The sequence below is a fragment of the Oerskovia sp. 140933 genome (genome assembly GCF_059651515.1).
On sequence record NZ_JAMXIO010000015.1, the window covers coordinates 50,417 to 73,248 of the forward strand.

A 22,832-nucleotide genomic window follows, 5' to 3' on the forward strand; every position below is an offset into this window, starting at 1 on the left:
ACGTGGCGATCGTCACGTCCGCAGCCGACCAGCGGTACCCCTCAGTACGCGCCGTGCCCCGAGAACACGGCTCTGGCCGTCCTGGCCAGGATGAGGAGGTCCCCGAACAGCGTCCAGTTCTCGACGTAGTAGACGTCGAGGCGCACGCTCTCCTCCCACGACAGGTCCGAGCGCCCACCGACCTGCCACAGGCCCGTCAGGCCGGGCTTGACGAGCAGGCGGCGACGCACCTTCTTCTCGTACGTGCTCACCTCGCGCGGGAGCGGCGGGCGGGGCCCGACGAGGCTCATGTCGCCTCGCAGGACGTTGAAGATCTGCGGCAGCTCGTCGAGCGAGTAGCGGCGGATGAAGCGGCCGACGGGCGTGACCCGGGGGTCGTTGCGGATCTTGAAGAGCGGCCCGGAGCCCTCGTTGGTCGCGGCGATCGCGGCCAGGTCGAGGTCGGAACCGACCCGCATGGACCGGAACTTGAGCATCGAGAACGTCTCGCCGTTGCGCCCGACCCGCTCCTGCGAGTAGAAGACGGGCCCACGGCTCGTGAGGCGCACCGCGAGGCCCACGGCGACCAGGACGGGCAGCAGCAGGAACGTGAGGAGCGCCGCACCGAACCAGTCGGAGATCGACTTGACGACGAACTTGGGCCCGGTGAAGCGCGGGGCGTCGACGTGCAGGAGCGAGACCGACTCGGCGGGCGTGATCGTGATGCGAGGCCCGGCCACGTCGACCAGCTCGGTCGTCAGCATGAGGTCGACGCCGACGGGCTCGAGCTCCCACCCGAGGTGGCGCACGACGTCGGCGGTCACGGCGTCCGAGCCGCTCACCGCGACGCAGCCCGCGCCGATCCGGACCGCGACCTCGCTGGCCGCGCGCAGGTCGCCGAGGACCGGCACGCCCAGGATGGCGTCACCCTCCCCCGTGCGCCCGCTCGGGGTGCACACCGCGACGACCCGGTAGCCGGAGCTGTCGCGCTCGTTGAGGTCGCGGATCAGCCGCTCGGCCTGGTCCCGGTGACCGATCGCGAGGACGGCCGTGCGGTGGGTGCCCGCGGTGCGCTTGCGGTGCAGCCACTGGCGCCAGAAGTAGCGCCCCAGGAGCAGTCCGGCGAGGCCGAGGGGGAAGGCGAAGATCAGGTAGCCGCGGGCTTCCTGGAAGCGCAGGAGGAACGCGAGGATCGCGAGGACGCCGAAGAGGCGCCAGGACGCGTCGAACACCCGCTGGTACTCGGTGGGGCCGCTGCCCACGACCCGGACGTCCCGGGTCTTGGCGAGCGCGAGGGAACCTGCCCAGGCCGCCCCGATGAGGATGCTGAGCACGAGGTACGGGAGGAACAGGTTCTCGCGGACGGGCTGGCTGATGAACTGGTCCCAGCGCATGAAGTAGGCGGCGGTGACACCGATCGTGATCGCGAGGAAGTCCGTGGCGACGAGGCGGATCCGGTACGACCGTTCCCACGAGACCGTGGCGAACGCCTCGCGAACCGCCCGAATCGGTCCCGGGGGGGCTGTCGTCAGGATGTGGCGGAGTCCACGACTCGAATCCTGAATGACGCTTCCGGCCATGGCCCGGCTACCTCTCGATCTATCCGGCAGCCGCTTCTGGACCGCCGGAACGCCTCATCGTAAGAGTCGGCAAGCAAATTGATGAACGAACTACTGGCCTTTTCACCCGGGTGAGAAGGACCTTCGCCCGGCGGGTCCGGGCGCCGGATGCCGCCGATCCCTGGACCCGTCCTACACACTGGGCACGATCGGTGAATGGAGATGGACGGATGTCCACCTCGAGGAACATGCTGCATTCTTCGACGTCACGCACCGATCACCTCGAACCATTTCTTGGACAATCGTCCTAGGAATTGGTGGCGTCAAGGCTTCGGATCGTAGCGGCTGGAGATACGGCCCCGGAACCCCGTCCGCAGGCCGCGTCACCCGGGAGGGACGGGCCAGCGGACGCCTTGTGACAGCGGTCACGGGTGAAAAGGGACGACCCGACCTGGCGCGTCGCACCCCCCGTCGGGGCCTACCGCTGCGATACGCGCGGTTCGTCCCGTTTGGCATCGCCATCAGCGTCGCACCCCTACCGGAGGTAAGGCTTTTAGCACGCCGCCTGCGCGGATCGCCCCGCCGACACGCCCTTCGTCCGACGTCCCGTTTTTCACCCGCCGGCACGTGTCCGCGCCCGTCCTCGGACGCCCGGGTCGTAGACTTCGAGCGTGCCCTCGATGCTCTCCCTGCTGATCCACCCGGAGCGACGGCGACCCAACCCGCCGGCGCTGCGCGTCGATCTCCGACCGGTGATCCTGGTCGGCATGAGCCTGTGGGCCGTCGGCCTCGTCGCTGCCGTCGTCCTGCTGGCCCTCGACCGCGCGACGTTCGAGCTCCCCGCGACCTGCGCCGCGGGGATCGCGCTGGGCGTGGTCGCTCTCGGCTGGGAGCGGCGCAACCGGAGCGAGTACCGCTCGGCCGACGGCGACCCGGCAGCGGCCGGCGACGGGACCCCGGAGACCGCGGCCTAGCCCTCGATCCCGGCCCGACGGCGCGTGGTCCGGTTCGCGTGCACCGACCACCGCGGCACCCACCGCGCGAGCGCCACCGCCCCGAGCAGTCCCACGGTCCCGGATGCGACGATCCCGCCCGCCAGGCTGCCCAGCGCCGCCCCCGCCGACACCACGAGCGGTCCGAGCGCGGCCCCCGAGTCCTGGAAGAGCCGCCAGATCCCGAGGAACTGCGCGCGGACATCCGGTGGCGCGACGTCGGCCCCGAGCGTCATGAGGATCCCCGAGCCGATCCCGTTGCCGAAGCCCATGACCATCGCGACCACGGCCACCCCCGCGACCGTGCTCGTGAGCGGCAGGACCACGATCGCCCCGCCGAGGACCACCATGCACGGGATCGCGACCCACAACCTGCCCATGCGGTCCATGACCTTGCCCGCCGGGTAGAACAGCAGCATGTCGACGGCCCCGGAGAGCCCGAAGACCACGCTCGTCGTGGCAGGGCTGAACCCCAGGTGCTCGGACCACAGGGGCAGCACGACCTGACGGGCCGCGCGCGTGGCCCCGACCATCACGACCGCGATCCCGAGCGTCGCGAACACGCGCCAGCTCCCGGCGAGCACCGTGCGGAAGCTTGCCGGGGCCACCGAGCGCCGGTGCGCGGTGGCGCCCGCCGCGACGTCGGGCACGAGGGCCGTGACGAGGCCCGCCACGACGCTGGTCCCGACCGCGAGCCAGTAGACCGCGGACAGCTCCCACACCCACAGCACGGCGGCCGCCGCGAACGGTCCCACGAACGCCCCGATCCGGTGCGTGCCCGCCAGGGTCGACAGGGCCCGGGCCCGCTTGAGCACGGGCGTGACCTCGGTCAGGTACGCCTGCCGGGCCAGCATGAAGACCGCGTTGGTCATGCCCACGCAGAACACGCCGGCCCCCAGGACCCAGAGGTTGGGCGCGAGGGCGCACGCGACGAGCCCGACGATCGAGGCGGCCGCGGCCGTCATCATGGCGCGCCGGTCGCCGAACCGGGCCGCGAACGCGCCCGCGGGCACGTCGCCGGCGATCTGCCCGAGGCCCAGCAGCGCGACCACGAACCCGGCGAGCGCTATCCCGGCCCCCATCGAGATCGCGCTCAGCGCGATCACGGGGACGATCGCGCTGACGCCCGCCTCGAACACGAAGGTCGGGACGTACACGCCGCCCACGAGGCGGCGGTCGAAGATCCCGGACGGACCGTGGGCGCGGGGCTCCGAGACCTCCGACGTCACGCCTCGTCCCACGCGGTCTCGGCGAGCAGATCGTCGGCCGCGGCCGGGTCGGCCAGCGCCGACTCCAGCAGGTGCCTCGCCCCGGGGCGTCCGGCGGCGGTGGCCAGGCCGCGCGCGAGGCCCGCGGTCGTCGCGGCGTGCACCTCGACCCCACGCCTGCCCGCGCACACCCACCAGTCGACCTCGACGCCCCCCACGAGCAGTGCGTCGTGCTCGAACCAGCCCCCCGGCGTTCCCGGGACGAGCGCGGCCACCCGGGGGTCGAGCTGCTGGGGCGAGCCGGCGTCGTCGGGCACGGGGACCTCCTGCGAGCCCGGCGCCGGGAGCAGCGGCAGGTCCAGCAGGTCGGCGAGCGTCGCGGCAGCGTCCTCGGCGTCCTTCCCGTCGGCGACCGGCAGGACCCACCGGGTCTGGGCCCACATCGCGCTCGTCGCCACGGCCAGGTCCTCCGCGCGGACGCACGTCGCGGCCGAGCCGCGCAGGCCGGGCAGCCTCTCGGGCAGGTCGTCGAGCTCCCGTCCGTGGGCCGCGTGCGCGAGCGCGCCCAGCCCCTGCCACACCGCGAGCGCGGCGGGCAGGTCGAGGGGCGTGCCGACGTCGGGCAGCGCGGCCAGGTACTGCGGCCAGTCGTCCGTGCCCAGGTCGGCCAGGCGGGCCGCGCCGCCCAGCGCGCGCACAACCTCGGCGTCCAGCCCGCGCGTCTGCGCGGGCGGGTCCGGCAGGAACGGCACGCTCCCCGGCTCGGCCGCGAAGGGCGCACCGAGGTGCCGGCGCAGCCACCACGCGGTGTACGACGGCGCATCCCCGGTCCGCGGGCCGCCCTGGTTCCGGACGGGGCCGAGCAGGGCCGCACGAGCGTCCTGGTCCTGGGCGATGCGCGCGAGGACCTCGGGCCAGGCGTCGTCCGCGACGGCGTCGAGGTCGGCGACCGCGTCGAGGTCCCCCACGTAGGCCCCTCGCCCGACCTGCGCGCCGAGGAACGCGAGGTAGTCGGCCCAGCCGTCGAGCCAGGACTGCGGGTCGTCGGGCTCGTCGGGCAGGTCCGCGTCGGCCTCCCAGGGCGTCAGCACGTCCCGGACACGGTAGACCGACACGTCCGCCTGGACGCCCACGGCCCGCAGGACGTCCTCCCCCCAGCGCTCGGTGACGCCGTCGGCGAGCGGGACCAGGCCGTCCAGGTGGTCTGCGGCCCACGACCCGGGCACGACGCACTCGCGCCCGGGCGACAGGTCGTCGTCCGCGGTGGGCAGCGGGAGCTCGCCCCACCAGAAGGGGAGGTCCGCCGGCAGGGCGCCCTCCGCGAGGGCCGCTCGCACGAGGGACAGCACCTGCCCGACGGCGTCGGGCACCGGGTCCGGCCCCTCGCCCCGGGAGCCGGTCGCGTCGAGCGGGCCCGTCGTCGGCGCGTCCGACGGCTCGCCCCACGGGTCGCGGTCGGTCGCCGGGTCGGTGAGGCGGTCGAGCAGCTCGCCGTCCGCGGCCTCGTCCGCGAGCCGCAGCACGTGCTCCCGGACCGCGGGCTCGACGAGCAGCCCCCGGGCGGACGACGGCGTCGCCCCCAGCCGCTCCAGCAGGGGGTGCGCGGCCTCGGGGTGGACCAGGCGCAGGCCCAGCGAGCGGGCGAGCGCGAGCAGGTCGGCGCCGCTCCCGTCGGTGCCGTGCTCCCCGTCGGTCCCCAGGAGCAGGGCGCCCCGCGCACCCCGCACGGTGCGGCCGTCCGCGAGCGGGACCGTCACCGCACCGAGCGCGTCGAGCACGCCGGGCTGACCGACGTGCGGCGCGAGCGCCGCGTAGACCTCGCGCCACGCAGCAGGACCCATGCCCGCGGGGAGCTCCTCGAGCACGTCCGCCAGGTCACGGGAACGCACCCCGAGGGACCGGGCGACCGCGAGCAGCGGCGACGGGACGTCGACCAGGTCCGGCACCGCACGGCCGAGGACGGCCACGACCGCCGGGTCGCGGCCCACCTCGCCCGCGAGGACCTGGGCGTCACGCGGCGCGACCAGGTGCAGCGGGCCCGACGACCGGGGGGACGAGGACCCGCCGGGGGCCTCGTCGGAGGCCACGTCGGGCGCCGCGTCGGGCGCCGCGTCGGGCGCCGCGTCGGAGACCGCCGGCACGACGGGTGAGAGGAGCGGGGTGCCGCGCAGCGCGGCGAGCGCGGACTCCCGGACCTGGGCGTCGAGCGCCCCCGCCGGCAGCCCCGTGGGGACCAGGCCGAGGACGGCGGCCCCCCGTTCGGGCGCCACGAGGGCGAGCAGCCTGGTGTACGCCTCGCCCGCGGCCCGGGCGAGGGCCTCCGTGGCCGGGCCGGGAAGGACGTGCCGACGGCTCGGGTCCAGGGGGAACGACGCGACGAGGAGCGCGGGGAAGGTCAGCGGCTCGTCGGTGGGGGTGGGGGCGTGCAGAACGCCGGCGGCCGGCCCGTCCGCCGCGCGACCGGACCGGGGCGACGCCCACAGCAGGCTCCACCCGACGTGCCGCTGCTCGACCGGGAGCAGGTCGAGCACGTGCGGGTCGAGGAGCCCACGCTCGCGCACGACCGTCCAGCGCGCGGCCACGTCGTGCAGGCGCCGCGACCGGACGGCCCCGTCCTCGCCCTCGACCTCGACCAGGACCTCGCCCAATGCCGGCAGGGCGAGGAGCAGCGCGTCGTCGACCTCGTCGACCTGTCGACGGACCGCGTCGACCGCCGCCGCGTCCCGCAGCCGGAGCGCGACCACGGTGTCAGGAGACCCCGTCGACCCGCCGCCCTCGGCAGGTGGCAGCGCGTCGGCCGCGAACGGCAGGCGCAGCACGGGCAGGGCGTCGCCCCGCTCACGGGCCGCCGTGTCGAGACGGCCGGCCGCCGGCGACCCCGACGCCTCGCGCGCCGCCGCGACCACCTCGTCCAGGGCTGCGCGCGTGCGGTCCAGGGAGAACACGACGCCCCCGAGGGTCGACCGCACCGACACCTCGTCCGCGACGGACCGCACCGCGGCGAAGCCGACCCCGAACCGGCCCACCCGCCCGGGCGGGCCGTCCGCGGCAGGAGGCTCCGCCGTCGGGCCGGACCGGTCGGCGACCTTGGCCGAGGCCCTCATCGAGGCCAACGACGCGACCCCGTCGGCGTCCAGGGGTGCGCCCGAGTTCTCCGCCACGAGCCACCACGCACCCGCCACGTCGCGCACGAGGCGCAGCACCAGGCGTCCCGGGACGCCCGCGTGCGCCGCGGCGTCCGCCGCGTTCTGCGCGAGCTCGACGACCACGCGGTCGCGGTAGTAGCCGCGGGCGTGGTCCTCCTCGGTGTTCGCGTCCTCCCGGAACCGCGTCGGGGACGCGAGCCACGCCTCCGTGACGGCTCGGCGAAGAGCCGAGGTCCCGAAGGCGTCCCCCGTCACCGGGCCGGCTCGTCCGGGTCCGGGTCCTGCGCCGAGGCGTCCTGCGCCGTCTCCGGTGCGTCGCTCCGTGCCGTCGACCCGCCCGGCTCCGGGAGCGAGATCTGCGACAGCGCGAGCTCGATGCTCGCCGCCGCCTCGGCCGACCGCTCGGCCGTGGGGGCGGACGAGGGTGCGGCGGCCGTGGCGTCTGCCGCGCGCGCCGCGTCGAGGAGCTGCACGATCTCGACGTCCATCTCGTCGATCAGGGGGTCCGCCGCGGGCCAGTCCGTCGGGTGCGGCTCGACGTCCGTCTCCGAGTGCGCACCGCACCCGTGGTCGAGGCTCACGACCTTGCCGTCGTCGGGCGACCAGGCGTTGGCGCACACGCCGAAGACCTGCCCCAGGGCTCCCTGCAGCGGGACCAGGAAGCCGCACGAGCCGCAGTCGGCCCCCGAGACGACGGCGCCCGGCGCCGTCGGACCACGCGTCCCGCGGTACCAGCGCTCCGCGGCCTCGTCGCGGCCCTCGGGCGAGAGCACCCGCGCACGAGCCAGCGCGAGCTCCTCGATCGCGACCGTGTCCTGCTCCTCGTCGCCCGTGGGGACGTAGCCGGGCTCGAGCCGCGGGTCGTCCGCCTGGAACGGCAGCACGTCGCCCACGCCGATGTCGCCGGGGCGCAGGCGCTCCGACCACGGCAGCCACTCGGGCGCGAGGATCGACCCCTCGCCCGGCAGGAGCTCGACCTCGCACACCGTCGCGGTCCGGCCCCGCGGGACGCGGGCCAGCGTCACCGTCCAGCGCCACCCCCGGTACCCGGCCATGGTGCAGGCGAACTGGTGGGAGATGAGACGGTCCTCCTCGACGACCGTCCCCAGGTGCTCGCCCACGTCCCCGACGTGCTCGGCGACCTGCTCCGCCGCAGCACGCGCCAGGTCCACCGCGCCCATGAGCACGGCGTCCTTGGCGGCGCGCGCGCTCACACGACGGGTCGAACCTTCAGCAGCGGCCACGGCAGCCATGTCATGCCTCCAGGTCGTCGGCGACGGCGCGCAGCACCTTGGCGAGCTGGGCTCCCTGCGCGGCATCCGGGTAGCGGCCACGGCGCAGCGAGCCGCCGACCTTGTCCATGACCTTGATGAGGTCCTCGATCACGACCCCCAGGTCCTCGGCCGGGCGGCGCTGGGCCTTGGCCACGGACGGCGCAGGGTCGAGGAGCTTGATCGCGAGCGCCTGCGGGCCCCGACGGCCGTCGGCCACGCCGAACTCGACCCGGGCACCGGGCTTGGGCGCAGCCGCGCCCTCGGGCAGAGCGGAAGCGTGCAGGAAGACCTCGTCGCCCTCATCGCTCGCGATGAAGCCGAACCCTCGTTCGGTATCGAACCACTTGACCTTGCCGGTGGGCACGTGAACCTCGTTTGTGCTCGTGGGGAATCAGAACTCCCAGGTTACCGGGACAGCGCCCGTGCAGTCGCATCGCCGGGCCGGGCGCCGCCCGGCGCGCAGCAGACGGCGCCCCGGGCGCCCGTCCCCGGGCGGTCTCAGCGGGGCTCGAGCGCCCCGAGGACCGTGGCCGACGCACCGGCGGCCAGCAGGCGACCGCGCACAGCCGCGGCCGCGAGCGCGTACGGGCGCTCGTCGCCCAGGAGCAGGGACCGGGCGTTGGCCGCCTCGTAGAGCGCCAGGAGCTCGAAGGCCAGCAGCTCGGCCTCGTCCTGGTCGATCGTGAGCTCGCCCGCGGTGATCGCCGCCCGCACCTGCACCTCGACGTACCCGTACCAGTCGGTGTGCGCCGCCCGCACTGCGTCGCTCACGGGGCCGGGCTTGGAGTCGACGTCCGCCGCGGTCGCGGCGAAGAAGCAGCCGCCGGGGAAGACGCGGTCCCGGGAGTAGACCAGGGCGTTGCGCAGCAGCGCGACCAGGCGCCGGAGCCCTCGGGGCTCGGCGCGGGCGGGCTCGACGATCGTGGCGAGGAAGATCTCCCTGGCCGCGGCGACCGTGGCGAGCTGCAGCCCTTCCTTGCCGTGGAAGAGCGTGGCGACGCTGCTCTTGCTGCGGCCCGACTCCTCGGCCAGGCGGCCGATCGTCAGTCCGTCGAGCCCTTCGACCGAGGCGAGGTCGGTCGCCCGGGTCAGGACGGCCTGGCGCGACGCGTCGCCACGGATGCGTCGGCCGTCGCGGGCAGGAGGAGGGGTCGGCATGCCCCTAGCGTACGAACGATCGATCACATAGTCTACGAACGAACGTTCGTATTTCTTACTGGAGGGGTCCGTCATGCTGTCCACCCTGGTCGGCCGCAGCCTGCGGGCCGCCGCCACCGTGTCCCCCGCGCTCGCCGGTCGCCTCGCGCTGCGCGCCTTCTTCACCACCGCACCGCGCCTGCCCGTGCGTGACGACGACGCCGTCACCCACCACGCCGCACGCCGGTCCTGGCTCCTCGCACGTGGCCGCGAGCTCGCCGTCCACGAGTGGGGCACGGGCGACCGCGTCGTGCTCGTGCTCCACGGGTGGCGCGGGCGCGCCTCGCAGCTCGCCCCTCTCGTGCGGGAGCTGGTGGCCGAGGGGTTCCGTGTCGTGTCGTTCGACGCCCCGGCGCACGGATCGTCCCCGGACGGTCCGGCCGACATCCGCGACTGGGTCGCGGCCGCCGAGGGCCTGCACCGGACCCACGGCCCGTTCGACGCGATCGTCGGCCACTCCCTGGGAGGCCTCGCCGCGCTCACCGCGGCCCGCTCGACCGTGCCGACCGGTCGCGTCGCCGTCGTCGCCGGCGTCGGGCGCCCGGACCCGTTCCTCACCGAGTTCGCCCGCACGCTCGGCCTGGACGACGCCACCCGCACCCACCTGGAGAGGGCCTTCCACGCCCGGATCGGCGAGTCGCGAGAGTCCGCCGCCGAGCGCTACGACGCCGTCGAGCACCCCCTGCCCGCCGGGACCGAGCTCCTCGTCGTGCACGACCGGGACGACCGCCGGATGCCCGACCACGACGCGGTGCGGCTGCACGACGCCCACGCAGGAAGGTCCCGCCTGGTGCGCACCGCCGGGCTCGGCCACACCCGCCTGCTGTCGTCCGACGTCGCCCTCGACACCCTCACCGCGTTCGCCACGGGCGGGCTCGCGGCCGTCGACGCCCTCGACACCGGGCAGGAGGCCCGGCAGGTCCGGGAACCCGGGCCGGACCCGGCGTGCACGACCCCGGGTGACGACCGCCGGGTCGCGGCAGGGACGACCGGGCGCTGAGGCCGCCGCGGGTGCCTGCGTACCGTCCGCGCCTCGGGGACACGTGAGGGGCGCGCCCCCGACCCGCGTAGCATCGGACGAATGGCCTCAACGCCTCCGGCTCCGCGCCGGACCTTCCCCGAGGCTCTTCGCTCCCGCAGCGACGAGCACCTCGTCGCGCTGCTGCTGCAGCGCCCTGACCTGGCCACTCCTTCGCCGTCGACGCTGCGCTCGCTCGCAGCACGCGCCACCAGCCGTACCAGCCTGGACCGGGCGATCACCCGGCTCGACGCCCTCGAGCTCCAGGTGCTCGAGTCCGTGCTCGTCCTCGGGGACCTCGCCCCGGCCCCGCGGGCCACGACGCCCCGCGGCCGCCGCGCACCGAACCCCTCCCACCCGGGCGACGACGCCGGGTCGACCGTCACCGTGGACAGGGTCCTCGACGCGCTCGGCGCGGGTCCCGCGGACGCCCCCGTCGTGCGGGCCGCGGTCGCGCACCTCGAGGAGGCCGCGCTGCTGTGGGACCGCGACCCCTCGCCGGGCACCGACCTCGCGGTCTCCCCCGGCCTGTCCGAGGTCCTGGGCCCCTACCCGGCGGGCCTGGGCCCCGCCGACCCGTCCTCCCCGCTCTCCCCGGCACCCACGGGGGAACCGCCGGTCCCCCTCGACGAGATCCTGGCCGACGCACCGCCCGGGGCGCGCAGCATCCTCGACGCCCTCACGTGGGGGCCGCCCGTCGGGGTGGCGCCGCGCGCCGACCCCGTGGGCCGCGAGGCGACGACGTGGCTCCTGCGCCGTCGCCTGCTGCTCGCGTCCGACGAGCGCCACGTGGTCCTGCCGCGCGAGGTCGCCCTCGCGCTGCGGGGTGGACGCACGCACGCCCGCCCTCTCGCGCATCCGCCCGAGCCCGAGTCCCCGCACTTCGCGGACGACACCATCGCCGCGGAGGCCGCGCGCGCCGCACAGGACGTGGTGCGGCTCGTCGCCCACCTCCTCGCCCTCTGGCAGGCCTCCCCGCCCCCCGTCCTGCGGGCGGGCGGCCTGGGCGTGCGCGACCTGCGCCGCCTCGCGACGACCCTCGAGGTCGAGGAACCGACCGCGGCGTTCGTCGCCGAGCTGGCCCTCGCCGCGGGCCTCGTGGCCGACGACGGCGAGGACCCGCCCTCGTTCACGGTCACGGTCGCGGGCGAGGACTGGCTCGACCTGCCCCTGACCGGCCGGTGGGCGGTGCTCGCCGCAGCCTGGGCCGCGTCGGGCCGGACGCCGTGGACCGTGGGCAGCCGCGACGACCGCGGCACGCTGCGGGCGGCGCTCGAACCGGACCTGAGCCGCCCCTGGGTCCGACGCCTGCGGCTCGACCTGCTGTCCGCGCTCGCCGACCGGCCGGGCGCGGCCCTGACGTCTGGCGACCTCCTGGAGATCCTGCGCTGGGGCTCGCCCCGGGCCGTCCCGCCGGTCCAGGCGATCGAGGGCCTCCTGCACGAGGCGCACCTGCTGGGCGCCACGGGGGTCGGGGCGCTCGCCCCGACGGGCCGGGCGCTCCTGCTGCCCGACGGCGCCGCGCCCGTCGCGGGGACCGGGTCGCCCGTCGCGTCGCACCGGCCCGGCAGGGTGGCCGGGCCGACCGGCCCCGTGCCGTCGGCGCTGGAGTCGGCGCTCGCGACCGCGCTCGACTCGGTCCTGCCGCCAGAGGTCGACGACCTGCTGCTCCAGGGAGACCTCACGGGGATCGTGCCCGGTCGGCCGAGCACGGCCCTCGAGCGGCTCCTCGAGGACGCCGCCGAGGTCGAGTCCCGCGGCGCCGCGATCACGGTCCGCTTCACACCGGAGTCCCTCACGCGCGCGTTCGACGCGGGCCGTTCCGCGGAGGACCTGCTGACCGAGCTCGCGGCGCACTCGCGCACCCCGCTCCCCCAGCCGCTCGACTACCTCGTCCGGGACACGGCCAGGCGTCACGGGCGCCTGCGCGTCGGGACCGCGTCGAGCTACGTGCGCGCCGAGGATCCCGCACTCCTCACGGGCCTCGTCGAGGACCCGTCGCTGCGGCACCTGTCGCTGTTCCGCATCGCCCCCACGGTCCTGGTGGCGCTCGTCCCCGCGGCGACCCTCCAGGCTGCGCTGCGCGACCGCGGGCTCGCGTCGACCGTCGAGGGCCCGGACGGGCGGGTCGTGCGGACCGAGCGCCTGCGGTCCGCCGCCCGCTCCCGCACGGGCGGGCGACGCCCGCTGGACACGGCCACCCGGGGGCGCTCCGACGTCGGGCCGGGGTGGGCCACCGAGGACGCCACCGTGGCGGACGAGGCCGCCCGACGCGACCGGTACGCCGAGCTCGTCCCGCGCCTGCGCGCCGCCGACGACGCGGCGCTCGCCGCGCCCCCGGTCTCGGCGACCCACCCCGACGTCCCGCCCGAGCCCCGCGGAACAACAGAACCCCCTGCGGCGTTGGGACTCCTGCGCGACGCGATCGACGCGGGCGACCACGTGGTGCTCGAGACGATCGACCCCACCGGGCAACCCGTCCGGCGCCGCGTGAAGCCCCTGGTCCTCGAAGGCGGGCGGTTGCGGGCCCTCGACCCCGCCCGCGACGCCGAGCTCACCGTGGCCGTCCACCGCATCGCGGGCGTCTTCACCGACGCCCCCGCCCCAGCCCAGGACGCCCCGGCGGACTCCCCCTCGGGAGCCCCGTCGGAGAGCTGACCCCCGCACCACCCCGCGTCACGACACGGCGCACCACCGGAAGGACGCACATGGCCGACGGCCCCCTGATCGTGCAGAGCGACAAGTCGCTGCTGCTCGAGGTCGATCACCCGCTCTCCGGCGACGCCCGCCGGGCGATCGCCCCGTTCGCCGAGCTCGAACGCGCGCCCGAGCACATCCACACGTACCGGCTCACGCCGCTGGGCCTGTGGAATGCGCGGGCCGCGGGGCACGACGCCGAGCAGGTCGTCAACGTCCTGCTCGAGTACAGCCGCTACCCCGTGCCGCACGCGCTGCTCGTCGACATCGCGGAGACCATGTCGCGCTACGGGCGGCTCCAGCTCGTCGCGCACCCCACGCACGGCCTGGTGCTGCAGGCGACCGACAAGGCCGTGCTCGCGGAGGTCCTGAAGTCCAAGCGGACCGCGGGGCTGGTGGGTGAGCGGCTCGGGGACGACTCGGTGATCGTGCACCCGTCCGAGCGCGGGCACCTCAAGCAGGTCCTGCTCAAGCTGGGCTGGCCCGCCGAGGACCTCGCGGGCTACGTCGACGGCGAGAAGCACCCCATCGACCTGTCGCCGACCGACCCTGCGCACGAGGACAAGCCGTGGGCCATGCGGCCCTACCAGCAGCAGGCCGTCGAGGGGTTCTGGCACGGGGGCAGCGGGGTCGTCGTGCTGCCGTGCGGCGCGGGCAAGACGATCGTCGGGGCCGGGGCCATGGCGAGGTCCGGGACCACGACCCTGATCCTCGTGACCAACACCGTGTCCGCGCGCCAGTGGCGCGACGAGCTGGTGCGGCGCACCACGCTCACCGAGGACGAGATCGGCGAGTACTCGGGAGCCCGCAAGGAGATCAAGCCCGTCACGATCGCGACCTACCAGGTGCTCACGACCAAGCGGAAGGGCGTCTACACGCACCTCGAGCTGCTCGACGCGCGTGACTGGGGCCTCGTGGTCTACGACGAGGTCCACCTCCTGCCCGCACCGATCTTCCGCATGACCGCGGACCTCCAGGCGCGCCGCCGCCTGGGCCTGACCGCGACGCTCGTGCGGGAGGACGGTCGGGAGGACGAGGTCTTCAGCCTGATCGGTCCCAAGCGGTACGACGCGCCCTGGAAGGACATCGAGGCTCAGGGCTACATCGCGCCTGCCGACTGCGTCGAGGTGCGGCTCACGCTCTCCGACCGCGACCGCATGGCGTACGCGACGGCCGAGCCCGAGGACAAGTACCGGCTCGCCGCGACGGCGCCGGGCAAGAACCGCGTCGTCGAGCAGATCGCGGCCGCGCACCCGGACGACCAGGTGCTCGTGATCGGCCAGTACCTCGACCAGCTCGAGGAGCTCGGCGAGCACCTCGACGCGCCCGTCATCACGGGGGCCACGACGGTGCGCGAGCGTCAGCGCCTGTTCGAGGCGTTCCGGTCCGGGGAGATCTCCCGGCTGGTCGTGAGCAAGGTCGCGAACTTCTCGATCGACCTGCCCGAGGCGTCGGTCGCGATCCAGGTGTCGGGGTCGTTCGGGTCCCGCCAGGAGGAGGCGCAGCGCCTGGGCCGCATCATGCGCCCCAAGCAGGACGGGCGCACCGCGCACTTCTACGCGGTGGTCTCGCGCGACACCGTGGACCAGGACTTCGCGGCGCACCGGCAGCGCTTCCTGGCGGAGCAGGGGTACGCGTACCGCATCGTCGACGCGGAGGACCTGGACGTCGTGCAGTGACCGGTGGGGACCGCAGCGGAGCAAGGTACCCGCCGGTCACGGAACGACGCCCAAGGCCGACCGGGGGTGGAGAGGACCTGGACGTCGTGCAGTGACCGGTGGGGACCGCAGCGGAGCAAGGTACCCGCCGGTCACGGAACGACGCCCAGGGCCGACCAGGAACACCGTGGACCTGGACAGCCCGCGCGACAGCGCAGCAGAGGGCGGGGGTGCCGTCCGCGACGGGGCCCGTCTCAGAGCTCCCGGTAGTAGTGCACGACCGGCAGCGCGGTGAAGCCGCCGGCCTCGTACAGGGCCCGCGCCGGTCCGTGCCCGTCGTCGCCTCCGGTCCAGACGCTCGCGTAGGCGCAGCCTGCGTCCCGCATCAGGTCGAGGGACGCGTCCAGGAGGGCGCGGCCCACGCCGTCGCGGTGCGCCGACGGGTCGACGGCGATGAGCTCCAGGTCGCCGGTCCGTGCGTCGGCGCCTTGCTCCCCGAGCACGACCGTGGCGAACCCGACCGGCTGCCCGTCCCGCTCGGACACGAGCGTGGTCGTGGCGTGCTCGGTGCACGCCGAGCGGACGGTGTCGGCCTGGCTGCGACGCCAGTCCGGGTAGGCGAGCGCGTAGATCCGTTCGCCGAGCAGGGTGCGCCACGAGTCGTACACGGGCTGCCAGGCGCGCAGCGACAGCTCCACGAGGGCGTCGAGATCGGTGGGGTGCAGGGGCCTGATCGTCGTCATCGGCGGAGGCTATCGCCGGTGACGACGACGAGGCCCGGCATTTACCCCTCGGTCGCCGTGACGCGGCGCGCGCCCGACGCGAAGCCGAGCCACGTGTGCCGGTTGCCGGCCCAGCACCAGCCGACCTTGGGCGCGCCGTGGCGCTCCTTGCCGTCGCGTCCCGTGCCGTTGGAGATCCACAGCGCGGGCGTGCGGGGGTCGAGGCGCCCCTTGTCCTTGCGGAGCCTCGACCCGATCGTCATGAAGCAGTGGTTGCGCGCCACGACGTCGGGTGTCTGCAGGGCCCAGTGGATGCCCTCGCTGAGGACGAGGGGGGTGCGCCCCCGCCGGGTGATCTCCGGGAGGGCCTCGTCGGGGGACCAGTTCGCCAGGTCGTCGCCGCGGTCGACGTCGGTCACGACGTACAGCGGCCCGTCCGGCAGCACGAGCCCGTCGAGGGGCTCGAACCGGTCGACGTCCTCCATGTCGACCACGACGAACCCCTCCTTGTCGCCGAGCCGCAGCAGGGGCGCGAGGGCGGACGGCGGGGCGAGGCGCGGGTGCACGGCGAGCAGGCCGCCGTGGGGCGCGCTGCGCGTGAGAGGCCCGACGGCGTCGCGCACCTCGCCCGCGGACAGTCCGGCGAGGGCGTGGACGCCGAGCGCGAGCAGGCGTTCGGCCTGGTCGGCGAGCGGCGGCGGTGCGGTGCGCGGCAGGCTCGGCGTGGCGGGCGGGCTCGTGGCGGCGGTCGTGGCGCGTGCGGTCGGCGTGCTCGTCGTCATGGGTTCCTCTCGTCGTCGTCCCCCTTTCAACATGGTACGCCGTACGAACATTCCCGCTCGTCTGCGTCGCCCCGCCGCGCACGGCACCGACGGCCGGGCCAGGCCCCCGGACAGGGCCACCCGGACCGGCCCGGCGGAACTCGTGGGCGAAATGCCCCCGGTGTCCTGTGTCGCGATTGCGGGCCTCGTACCCGTGGGAAAGGATCACGACGTGGCCTCGTCGTCCCCGTCCCCCGTCAGCACCGCCGTGACCGCCCGTCCTCACCGCGGGCGCCGCCCCGCCCTGCGACACGGCCTGTCGCTCGCGGTCGCGGGGCTGCTGGCCGTCCTCGGCCTCGGCTCCCCCGCAGCCGCCGACGGAGCTACGACGGGGACGAGCAGCGCGCCGCTCGCAGCCACCCTGCTCGCGGGAGCGTCGCTCCCCGCCGAGCAGCCGCTCGACCTCCCGGGCCGGGTCACCGACCCCGCCGGGGTGCTCGGCGACCAGACCGACGAGGTCGAGGCCGCGATGGACCGCCTCGAGGCCGACACCCCCTACCAGCTCTTCGTCGTGTACGTCGACACGTTCGACGGTCAGGACGCGCAGACCTGGGCCACCGCGACCGCGAACCTGTCCGGCATGGGCAGGGACGACGTGCTGCTCGCGGTCGCGACCGAGGACCGCCGCTACGACCTCTCGGCAGACCACAACATCGGCCTGTCCGACGCCGCCCTCGACACGGTCCAGACGGCGGTCGAGGACGAGCTCAGCCAGGACGAGTGGGCCGGCGCAGCGATCGCCGCGGCGGACACGCTGCGCGCCGAGGCGACCGGCTCGTCGTCCGGAGGGTCGGGCTGGCTGATCGCGCTCGTCGTGGGCCTGGTCGCCATCGCCGGCTTCTTCGTGGTCCGCGCGATCCTCAGCAGGCGACGCGGCACGGCCGGCGGCCCCACCCGCCCCGACGAGGCCGACGAGCTCGCACAGCTCCCCACCGCCGAGCTGGACCGGCGCGCCAGCTCGGCCCTCGTCGCGATCGACGACGCCCTCAAGACCTCCGAGCAGGAGCTCGGCTTCGCCCAGGCCCAGTTCGGCCTCGAGGCGACCCAGGAGTTCCAGGTCGCGCTCGAGTCGGGCAAGCAGAAGGTGTCCCAGGCCTTCGCGCTGCGCCAGCAGCTCGACGACGACACCCCGGAGGCCGAGCCCCAGGCCCGCACGATGATGGCGCAGATCATCGCCCTGTGCACCGAGGTCGCCCGGTCGCTCGACGCCGAGTCCGCCCACTTCGACGAGCTGCGGGACCTCCAGTCCCGCGCCCCCGAGGTCCTCGACGAGGTCGACCGCCGCGCGGACGAGGTCGAGTCTCGCGTCGGCCCGGCCCGCAGCACCCTCGCCACCCTGGCGGCGGCCTACCCGCAGACGGCGCTCGCCTCGGTCTCGACCAACCCCGACCAGGCGCTCCAGCTCGTCGCAGGCGCCCGGGAGGCCGTCGCCGCAGGACGTGCCGCCCTCGAGGGCAAGGACCGCGCGTCGGCCGTCGCGCACGCCCGCGCCGCCGAGAACGCGGTCGGGCAGGCCGTGACGCTCCTCGACGCGATCGACTCCGCGGGCGAGGTCCTCGCGCAGGCCGGTCAGCGGCTCGACGTCGCGGTCGCGTCGATCACCGCGGACATCTCCGACGCCGCCCGCCTGGCCCCGGACGACCCGGCCGTGACCGCGCGCGCCACCGAGGCCCAGGCCGCCGTGGCCGACGCCCAGGCCGCCCGCGAGGGCGGCGACCCCATCGCGGCGCTGCGCCGGCTCACCGACGCCGAGGCCGCGATCGACGCGGCGCTCGCGCCGTTCCGCGAGAGCGCCGAGCAGGCCGCGCGCGCCGCGGCGCTCCTGCGCGACACGATCGGGCGCGTCGACTCCCAGATCCGCGCGACGAACGACTTCATCGAGACCCGGCGCGGCGCCGTCGGGCCTGAAGCGCGCACACGGCTCTCCGAGGCGATCCGCTACCTCGGCGAAGCCCGCTCCCTGCAACCCACCGACCCCGTCCGCGCGCTCGCCACGGCCCAGCAGGCCGACTCCCTGGCGCAGGCCGCGGCACAGCTCGCGCAGCGCGACGCGTCGGCGTGGGAGTCGCAGCAGAACGGGCCCGGCATGTTCGGTGGCGGGTCGGGCGGCGGGAGCAACGTCGGCGGCATGGTCCTCGGCGGGATCCTCCTCGACCAGATCCTGCGCGGCGGAGGCGGCGGGGGCCGGCGCTCCGGCGGCGGGTTCGGGGGCGGCTTCGGCGGGGGCGGCTTCGGCGGGGGCGGTCGGTCCTCCGGCGGTTCCTCGGGAGGCCGCTCCAGCCGAGGGGGGCGGTTCTAGACCCGCAGCCAGTCGCAGAGCGTCGCACGTCAGGACGGCACGCACGTACCCGTACCCACGAGCAGGAAGGCACGACCGATGGCAGAGAAGCAGAGCATCTTCGGACGCATCACCCAGCTGGCGAAGGCGAACATCAACGCGCTCCTCGACAGCGCCGAGGACCCGCAGAAGATGCTGGACCAGCTCGTCCGCGACTACACCAACAGCATCGCCGACGCCGAGCAGGCCGTCGCGCAGACCATCGGCAACCTCCGGCTCGCCGAGCAGGACTACAACGAGGACGTCGCCGCCGTGCGGGAGTGGGGGGACAAGGCGGCCGCCGCCTCCGCCCGGGCCGACCAGTACCGCGCCGCGGGCGACACCGCGAACGCCGACAAGTTCGACAACCTCGCCAAGGTCGCGCTCCAGCGGCAGATCTCCGCCGAGGGCGAGGTCCGGCAGGCCGAGCCGCTCATCACGTCCCAGCGCGAGACCGTCGAGAAGCTCAAGACGGGCCTGGCGCAGATGAAGGGCAAGCTGGGCGAGCTCAGGTCCAAGCGCGACTCGCTGATCGCCCGACAGAAGTCCGCGCAGGCCCAGCAGACCGTCCAGGGCGCGATCAGCTCGATCAACGTGCTCGACCCCACGAGCGAGATCTCCCGCTTCGAGGAGAAGGTGCGCCGCGAGGAAGCCCTCGCGCTCGGCCAGGCCGAGGTCGCCGCCTCCTCCCTCGACGCGCAGTTCGAGGAGCTCGAGACCTCGGGCGAGAACATCGAGGTCGAGGCCCGGCTCGCGGCGCTCAAGGGCGGCGGGTCCTCCCCCGCGCCGCAGATCACGCCCACGACCGTGACAGCGATCGACGCGAGCACGCAGGACGCGCCGGCCGGGGGCTGGTGACCTCGTCCCGCAGGGACGGCGTGCGCCGCAGGACCGGGACGTCCCGGTCCTGCGGCGCACGCGTCAGCCGGTGGTGAGCGGCTCGTAGTCGATCTCGAGGAAGTCCTCGACCTCGGGCACCCACCGCTGCGCCACGAACGCCCGGTGGTCCGGGTGCCCGTCGTAGGCCGCGTACGCCTCGGCGTCGACGAACTCCATCGAGAAGCCGAACGTGAACGCGTTCTTGGTGCTCGTCTGGCGCAGCTGCTCGAACCTCTCGACGCCCGGGATCTGCGCCAGGACGCGCGCGTCGGACAGGAAGTCGGCCTCGGCGGCGGACCCCGCGGGGTGGCGCAGGCGGAAGGCGACCGTGTGTCGGATCATCCGGACACCCTGCCACCGACCGGCCCGTAGCGACCGCGGACACGCAGGGCACGCGGCCCGCCGGCCACGAGACGGGTGGTCCCGCACCGGACAGGTCCTGCCGTCACGGCCCCGCGCACCCGTCTCGTGCGCACGCACCCGTCTGGTGCCCCGGGCCGCCCGCCTCGCCGACGCCGGACCTACGCCCGCACGCCCCGGCGAGCGACGTCGTCGTGCACCACGGCGAGGAACGACTCCGCGAGGAGGCGGCCCGTCCCGAGGACCTCGTCCTCGAAGGGGGCGGCCTCGGCCACGACCGCGTCGGCGTCCACGTCGGGGTGGCCCTCGGCCCAGCGGCGGATCGTGTCGAGCGTCGACTCGGGGTGGAACTGGACCCCCAGGGCCGAACCGTGGCGGAAGGCCTGGTACGGGTACATGTCGGACATGCCCAGCCAGGTGGCGTCCTCCGGCAGGTCGATGACGGCGTCGGCGTGCATGCTGACCGTGAGCGAGCGGGCCCGCTTGCCCGTCCCCGCCGCGGCGCGGGCCAGCGGGCCCAGGACCGGGTCCGCCTCCGCCCCCGACTTCCAGAACACGCGCGTCAGACCGACCTCACGGCCCGGAGGGGCGGCCACCTGCACGTGCCCACCGCCCGCGACCGCGAGGAGCTGCGCACCCAGGCAGATCCCGAGCGTCGGCACCGCGGAGATCACGGCCGCGCTCAGCAGGTCGCGGAGAGCGGGGAGCCAGGGCGCGACGTCGTCGGCGTAGGCGGACATCTGCCCGCCCAGGACCACGAGCCCGTCACCCAGGTCGGTCACGTCCGGCAGGGCCTCGCCGTCGAACGGGCGCACGAGTCGGACGTCAGGACCGAGCCGGTCCGCGAAGGTGTCCAGGGTGACGTCCGGGGAGTTCTGGACGACCGTGATCCGGACCGGGTCGAGAAGCTGGAGGTTCACCGCTGAAAGGTACTCGTTACCCGGGGTTCACGTGCAAACGGTGCCCACGCCTCGACCCGATCCGTGTCGGGGACGCGACCACGCGCCGGACCGCCCGCCCTGCCACGGCGGATAGGCTGGACCCCATGTCGGACTCCAGCACGTCGAACGGCCTCGTCAGCACGCAGGGTGAGGCCAGGCGCCGCACCTACCTGATCGTCGACGGGGAGAACATCGACGCGACGCTCGGCATGAGCGTCCTGGGCCACCGGCCGAACCCCGAGGAGCGTCCCCGCTGGGACCGCATCGTCGACTTCGCGGCGAACCTGTGGAACCAGGACGTCACGCCCCTGTTCTTCCTCAACGCGTCGTCGGGGCAGATGCCCATGGCGTTCGTCCAGGCGCTGCTCGCGATGGGCTACCGCCCCATCCCGCTGGCCGGGTCGAGCAGCGAGAAGGTCGTCGACATCGGTATCCAGCGCATGCTCGACGCGCTCCAGGACCGCCCGGGCGACGTGCTCCTCGCGAGCCACGACGGCGACTTCATCCCGCAGGTCGAGGACCTCCTCGACGACACCGACCGCCGCGTGGGGCTGCTGTGCTTCCGCGAGTTCGTGAACTCGCGGTTCACCGAGCTCGCGTCGCGAGGCCTGAGCTTCTACGACCTGGAGGACAACGTGGGCGCGTTCCAGACGGTCCTGCCGCGCGTCCGGATCATCCCGCTCGAGGAGTTCGACCCGCTGCGCTACCTCTGAGTCCGTCCCGGGTCGTCGGGCCCACCGGAGGGCGGGGCTGCGCACGTCGCGCCGCCCCGCCCTCCTGCGTCCCGCCAGCGGCCGGGCGGGCCAGGCGGGCCTGGCGGGCCGGGCGGGATCAGCCCCGCAGCTCGCGGTACAGCGGCGTGGGGAACGACGCGGTCACGCCTCCGCCGTCGAGGAGCCCGGTGATCCGCCGGGCCTCGGCGTCGACGGCGGCCACGCCGTCGGCCCCGACGTCCTCGAGGAGACGCACCGCGGGCGACCCGTCGGGGCGCACGGCCCACGCGCCGACGATGCGCCCCTCCCACCAGACGGTCGCGCCGATGTTCCCGGCCGTGTCGAACAGGTGCTCCCGGTGCGGGCCCAGGTACCAGTCGCGGTGCTTCCACCCCATGGCCGTGGGGTCGAGGGAGGGCAGCAGGGCGACGTGCCCGGCAGCGGCCCCGGGGGCGGGCGTCAGGTCGGAGGACCGCAGCGCGACGCCTGCCCCGAGCCCGTCGAGCTCGACCTCGCGCACGTCGAGCGCCGCGAGCGCGGCACGGGTCTGGCCCAGGTTCCACCCGGTCCACCACTGGAGGTCCGCGACGGTCGCGGGGCCGAACGCCTCGAGCCAGTCGTGCGCGAGCCGCACCCGGGCCTCGGCCTCGTCCAGCGCGGGAACCCCGCCGGGCAGCCAGTCCTCGACGGGCCGCCACAGGAAACGGTTGGAGGACCACCCGCCGGTCGGCTCCCCCCGCACGATCCGCCCCTCGGCCGACAGCAGCGACAGCAGCGGAGAGGTGAGCGAGCGCCGCACGTCCCAGGACCTGGTCGTGGTGGGCAGGAACGCGGTCCGCAGCACGGGGGCCCGCGCCGAGAGCTGTGCCCCGGTCAGCGGCCCGTGCTGGGCCAGCGCGTCGTGGACCTGCTCCTCGGCGTGCTCCAGGAAGGCCGCGGCGTCGGTCACGGGCGGGTCCGTGGGGAGGGTCGCGAGCTCCTTGAGGAGGCGTGCCCGCAGCCGGCGCCCGACGGCGGCGCTCGCCCCGGCGTGGACGACCGGCACCTGGTCGCGGGGCACGACGAACAGGGTGCGGCGCATCGCGAGGACGCGCACCAGGGAGCGCCGGTCGTACATCGCGGCCTGCACGTCCTCGATGCGCAGCCCGGGGACGCGCGCGAGGACGGACAGGTAGACGCTGGGCGCGTCGGTCGCGTGGAGGGCGACGAGCCGGTCGACGACGCCCTCGACCGTGCTCTCCGGGGCGGGACCGCCCGCCCCGAGGTCGAGCTGGTGCGCGACGAGGCGCGCCCTCCTCTGGTCGTCGCTGATCCGCATGCCTGCATCCTCCCGCCTCGACGGCCTCGTGTC

The 22,832-nt window shown here is 75.0% G+C and carries 18 protein-coding genes; 7 read left to right on the top strand and 11 right to left on the bottom strand.

All coding sequences use genetic code 11. The annotated features are described in order from the left end of the window. Positions 1-41 precede the first annotated feature (41 nt). Positions 42-1,559 carry a sugar transferase gene (locus NHG27_RS09895; RefSeq protein ID WP_497016183.1) on the bottom strand — a complete coding sequence of 506 codons (1,518 nt, stop codon included), beginning with the start codon at positions 1,557-1,559 and terminating at the stop codon, positions 42-44. A gap of 659 nt (positions 1,560-2,218) precedes the next feature. Between NHG27_RS09895 and NHG27_RS09900 the strand changes: the two genes are divergently transcribed. Beyond that, positions 2,219-2,512 carry a DUF2530 domain-containing protein gene (locus NHG27_RS09900; RefSeq protein ID WP_497016213.1) on the top strand — a complete coding sequence of 98 codons (294 nt, stop codon included), beginning with the start codon at positions 2,219-2,221 and terminating at the stop codon, positions 2,510-2,512. Here NHG27_RS09900 and NHG27_RS09905 read toward each other — a convergent pair. From NHG27_RS09905 to NHG27_RS09925, 5 genes are all read right to left on the bottom strand, one after another. Then, positions 2,509-3,759, bottom strand: a complete 1,251-nt coding sequence (locus NHG27_RS09905; protein WP_321575461.1) for an MFS transporter — start codon at positions 3,757-3,759, stop codon at positions 2,509-2,511. The genes NHG27_RS09900 and NHG27_RS09905 overlap by 4 nt on opposite strands. Beyond that, positions 3,756-7,139, bottom strand: coding sequence for a sacsin N-terminal ATP-binding-like domain-containing protein (locus NHG27_RS09910; RefSeq protein WP_497016184.1), 3,384 nt, complete (start codon positions 7,137-7,139; stop codon positions 3,756-3,758). The genes NHG27_RS09905 and NHG27_RS09910 overlap by 4 nt, the downstream gene beginning before the upstream one ends. Then, on the bottom strand, positions 7,136-8,137 hold the full coding sequence (locus NHG27_RS09915; protein ID WP_497016185.1) for a DUF3027 domain-containing protein: 1,002 nt from the start codon (positions 8,135-8,137) through the stop codon (positions 7,136-7,138). Before NHG27_RS09915 ends, NHG27_RS09910 begins: the two co-directional genes overlap by 4 nt. A 1-nt stretch (position 8,138) precedes the next feature. Continuing rightward, positions 8,139-8,522 (bottom strand): cold-shock protein, encoded by a 384-nt coding sequence (locus tag NHG27_RS09920; RefSeq protein WP_193720751.1) that lies wholly within the window; start codon positions 8,520-8,522, stop codon positions 8,139-8,141. Between the two features lie 134 nt (positions 8,523-8,656). Next, positions 8,657-9,316, bottom strand: coding sequence for a TetR/AcrR family transcriptional regulator (locus NHG27_RS09925; protein WP_497016186.1), 660 nt, complete (start codon positions 9,314-9,316; stop codon positions 8,657-8,659). Positions 9,317-9,389: 73 nt separating this feature from the next. On the opposite strand from NHG27_RS09925, the gene NHG27_RS09930 reads away from it, so the two are divergent. The 3 genes from NHG27_RS09930 to NHG27_RS09940 all read left to right on the top strand — a co-directional run bounded on the left by NHG27_RS09930 (position 9,390) and on the right by NHG27_RS09940 (position 14,749). Continuing rightward, positions 9,390-10,355 (top strand): alpha/beta fold hydrolase, encoded by a 966-nt coding sequence (locus NHG27_RS09930; RefSeq protein ID WP_497016187.1) that lies wholly within the window; start codon positions 9,390-9,392, stop codon positions 10,353-10,355. Positions 10,356-10,436: 81 nt separating this feature from the next. Then, a complete protein-coding gene (locus tag NHG27_RS09935; RefSeq protein WP_497016188.1) occupies positions 10,437-13,031 on the top strand; it encodes a helicase-associated domain-containing protein in 2,595 nt (864 codons plus the stop codon). A gap of 50 nt (positions 13,032-13,081) precedes the next feature. Beyond that, the gene (locus NHG27_RS09940; RefSeq protein WP_193720755.1) at positions 13,082-14,749 is read left to right on the top strand and encodes a DNA repair helicase XPB; all 1,668 of its coding nucleotides are present in this window, start codon (positions 13,082-13,084) and stop codon (positions 14,747-14,749) included. Between the two features lie 233 nt (positions 14,750-14,982). Here the strand turns inward: NHG27_RS09940 and NHG27_RS09945 are convergent, their stop codons facing one another. Continuing rightward, positions 14,983-15,471 (bottom strand): GNAT family N-acetyltransferase, encoded by a 489-nt coding sequence (locus NHG27_RS09945; RefSeq protein ID WP_497016189.1) that lies wholly within the window; start codon positions 15,469-15,471, stop codon positions 14,983-14,985. 41 nt (positions 15,472-15,512) lie between these two features. Then, positions 15,513-16,232: a DUF5701 family protein gene (locus tag NHG27_RS09950; protein WP_227748041.1), complete on the bottom strand. Its 720-nt coding sequence runs from the start codon at positions 16,230-16,232 to the stop codon at positions 15,513-15,515. 211 nt (positions 16,233-16,443) lie between these two features. Here NHG27_RS09950 and NHG27_RS09955 point away from each other — a divergent pair, with 211 nt between their 5' ends. Both NHG27_RS09955 and NHG27_RS09960 read left to right on the top strand, forming a co-directional pair. Continuing rightward, a complete protein-coding gene (locus NHG27_RS09955; protein ID WP_497016190.1) occupies positions 16,444-18,570 on the top strand; it encodes a TPM domain-containing protein in 2,127 nt (708 codons plus the stop codon). A 78-nt stretch (positions 18,571-18,648) separates the two neighbouring features. Continuing rightward, complete coding sequence (locus tag NHG27_RS09960) at positions 18,649-19,446, top strand: PspA/IM30 family protein (protein WP_193718591.1); 798 nt, start codon at positions 18,649-18,651, stop codon at positions 19,444-19,446. A 63-nt stretch (positions 19,447-19,509) separates the two neighbouring features. Here NHG27_RS09960 and NHG27_RS09965 read toward each other — a convergent pair whose 3' ends face one another. Together NHG27_RS09965 and NHG27_RS09970 are read right to left on the bottom strand one after the other, a co-directional pair. Continuing rightward, positions 19,510-19,809 carry a Dabb family protein gene (locus NHG27_RS09965; RefSeq protein WP_497016191.1) on the bottom strand — a complete coding sequence of 100 codons (300 nt, stop codon included), beginning with the start codon at positions 19,807-19,809 and terminating at the stop codon, positions 19,510-19,512. Positions 19,810-19,988: 179 nt separating this feature from the next. Continuing rightward, positions 19,989-20,747 (bottom strand): type 1 glutamine amidotransferase, encoded by a 759-nt coding sequence (locus tag NHG27_RS09970; RefSeq protein ID WP_497016192.1) that lies wholly within the window; start codon positions 20,745-20,747, stop codon positions 19,989-19,991. 125 nt (positions 20,748-20,872) lie between these two features. On the opposite strand from NHG27_RS09970, the gene NHG27_RS09975 reads away from it, so the two are divergent. Then, positions 20,873-21,481, top strand: a complete 609-nt coding sequence (locus tag NHG27_RS09975) for an NYN domain-containing protein (protein ID WP_497016193.1) — start codon at positions 20,873-20,875, stop codon at positions 21,479-21,481. A 118-nt stretch (positions 21,482-21,599) separates the two neighbouring features. On the opposite strand, the gene NHG27_RS09980 is transcribed toward NHG27_RS09975, so the two are convergent. Beyond that, positions 21,600-22,799 (bottom strand): winged helix DNA-binding domain-containing protein, encoded by a 1,200-nt coding sequence (locus NHG27_RS09980; RefSeq protein ID WP_497016194.1) that lies wholly within the window; start codon positions 22,797-22,799, stop codon positions 21,600-21,602. Between the last annotated feature and the right edge of the window lie 33 nt (positions 22,800-22,832).